Annotated in this window: 3 protein-coding genes; all 3 read right to left on the bottom strand. The window is 73.0% G+C overall.

Annotation, left to right across the window (positions count from 1 at the left end):
- Nucleotides 1-641: DUF7134 domain-containing protein (locus EIO58_RS16445; protein ID WP_446723941.1), on the bottom strand; the 641-nt coding region annotated here is incomplete at its 3' end.
- A 9-nt stretch (nucleotides 642-650) separates the two neighbouring features.
- On the bottom strand, nucleotides 651-1,460 hold the full coding sequence (locus EIO58_RS16440; protein ID WP_127820388.1) for an ABC transporter permease: 810 nt from the start codon (nucleotides 1,458-1,460) through the stop codon (nucleotides 651-653).
- Nucleotides 1,457-2,317, bottom strand: an 861-nt coding sequence (locus EIO58_RS16435; RefSeq protein WP_127820387.1) for an ATP-binding cassette domain-containing protein, incomplete at its 5' end; no start/stop codon positions are given. The genes EIO58_RS16440 and EIO58_RS16435, both read right to left, overlap by 4 nt.

The raw sequence follows: 2,317 nt of genomic DNA, 5'->3' as shown, positions 1-2,317 counted from the left end.
CGGGCGAGGTCACGCGCGCGGGCGACGAGCGAATCGACGTAGCGGCGGCGGCCGCCGACCGACACGCCGATCAGCATCGCGACGAGCGCGAACAGCACCGCGAGCACCGCCGAGGTGATCCGACCCGCAAGCGTGACGTCGTTCGCAGTGCTCACGACGTTGGAGACCACGCTGGCCGCGGCGGCGATGCCGAAGCCGAGCCACACGGTGCGGCCGACCGCGTACGCGCCGAGGGCGTACAGCGCGGCGACAAGCGGCAGAACGCCGCCGCCGCTCATGGGCGAGGGCAGCACCGAGACGACGGATGCCACGATCACCGGCAGCAGCGGCCATCTCCGTCGCCACAGCAGCGACACCGACGCCCCGGCTGCTGCGGCGACGAGGCCCGCCGCCGCCCACCACGGCACCTGGGCGAGTGGACCGATCGCGACGCTCGCGATGAGCGCCGGGAGCCCGGTGGCGACCACGACCAGGATGTCGACGAGCCGAGGATGCGCCGCCCAGAACCGGCGGAGGACCCCGGGCGGGCGCGGGAGCGCGAGCTCCGGCGCCTCCTGCGAAGCCTCGGTCGCCCGTTCCGGGATGCGCCGATCCCCGGCTCTCTCGATCGGGGAGCCGGGGATCGGAGACGCACCGGTCATACAGCGACCCTATGCGTCGCGCCTGACGACCACCGCCGCGGCGCCCACCATCGCGACGGCCGGCCACGCGATGGTCACGAGCAGATCGCGCCAGAAGTCGGCGTCCATCGCCTGTGCGGCGGCCAGGCCCGGGCCTGACGACGCGAGCGTGTAGAGGCTCACCTCCTGCACCCACTCCACCGGGATCGCGCCGAGCACCATCGGCACCACCAGCAGCAGGCCGAGCACGATCGCGATCGCCCCCGCTCCGGCCCGCACGATCGCGCCCACCGCGAGCGCGAAGACGCTCAGCAGCGCCAGGAACAGCGCGCCGCCGAGGATCGGCAGCGCCACCTCCGTGCCGAACTCGGTGAACTCGACCGGCTGCCCCATGCTCGCGAACGTCAGCGAGCCGGTGACCGTGGCCGCCACGATGATCGCGAGGCCGACGACGAACGCGGTCGAGAAGAGCACCGTCGCCTTCGCGAAGAGCGCGGGCAGGCGCGTCGGCACGGCGGCGAAGGTCGACCGGATCATGCCGGTGCTGTACTCGCCCGTGATGAAGATCGCGCCCAGCACGCCGAAGACGAGCTGTGTCAGGAAGATTCCGAACGTGCCGAGCTGGCCGACCGTGACGTTCATCGCGAGTTCGTCGGGCCCGGCGATGCTGCCGATCGCGAGGGCCGCGAGCAGGCTGATGCCCACTGACAGCACGAACGCCGCGCCGAGCGACCAGTAGGTCGAGCGCAGGGTCCAGAACTTGATCCACTCCGAGCGCAGCACGCCGCCGAATGCGACGTCGCGGCCGATCCGGGTGCGGGTGAGGGTCGTGGCGGTCATCGTGTGGTCTCCGTCCGGTACTCGACGGCGTCGACGGTGAGGGCCATGTAGGCCTCCTCCAGCGACGCGCGCTGCGGGGTCAGTTCGTGAAGGGGGATGCCGGAGCCGACAGCGAGCTCGGCGATCCGGGCCGCGGCGAGGCCGGTGACCTCGGCGAGGTCCTGTTCGAGCGCGACGACGGTCGCACCCTCGGCCTGGAGCAGCGGGCCGAGTGCCGCGGCATCCGTCACCCGCACCCGCACGGTCTGTCGCGACGCGCCATCGACCAGCTCGCCGATCGGCGTGTGCGCGAGCACGCGGCCACGGCCGAGCACGATGACGTCGTCGGCCGTCTGCGCCATCTCGCTCATCAGGTGCGACGAGAGGAAGATGGTCCGCCCCTCGGCGGCGAGCGCGCGCACCAACTGGCGCACCCACAGCACGCCCTCGGGGTCGAGGCCGTTGACCGGCTCGTCGAGGATGAGCGTGTGCGGGTCGCCGAGGAGCGCCGCCGCGATGCCGAGGCGCTGCCCCATGCCGAGCGAGAAGCCGCCGACCCGGCGATCGGCGACCGATCCGAGCCCGGTGAGGTCGATCACCGCCTGCACGCGGGAGTTCGGGATGCCGTGGGTCGCGGCGAGCGCGCGCAGGTGGGCCCGCGCCGACCGGCCCGGGTGCACCGCCTTCGCGTCGAGCAGGACGCCCACCTCGGTGAGGGGCGCCTTCAGCTCGCGGTAAGGGCGGCCGTCGACGGTCGCGGCGCCCGCGTCGGGGCGGTCGAGGCCCACGATCATGCGCATCGTGGTGGACTTGCCGGCGCCGTTCGGGCCGAGGAAGCCCGTCACGGCGCCGGGGCGCACCTCGAAGCTGATGTCGTC

The organism is Microbacterium sp. CPCC 204701, assembly GCF_004010105.1.
In the GTDB taxonomy this organism is placed as follows: Bacteria; Actinomycetota; Actinomycetes; order Actinomycetales; family Microbacteriaceae; genus Microbacterium.
Note: the sequence above shows the minus strand (reverse complement) of the source record. Positions and strands in the feature narration are given on the sequence as shown.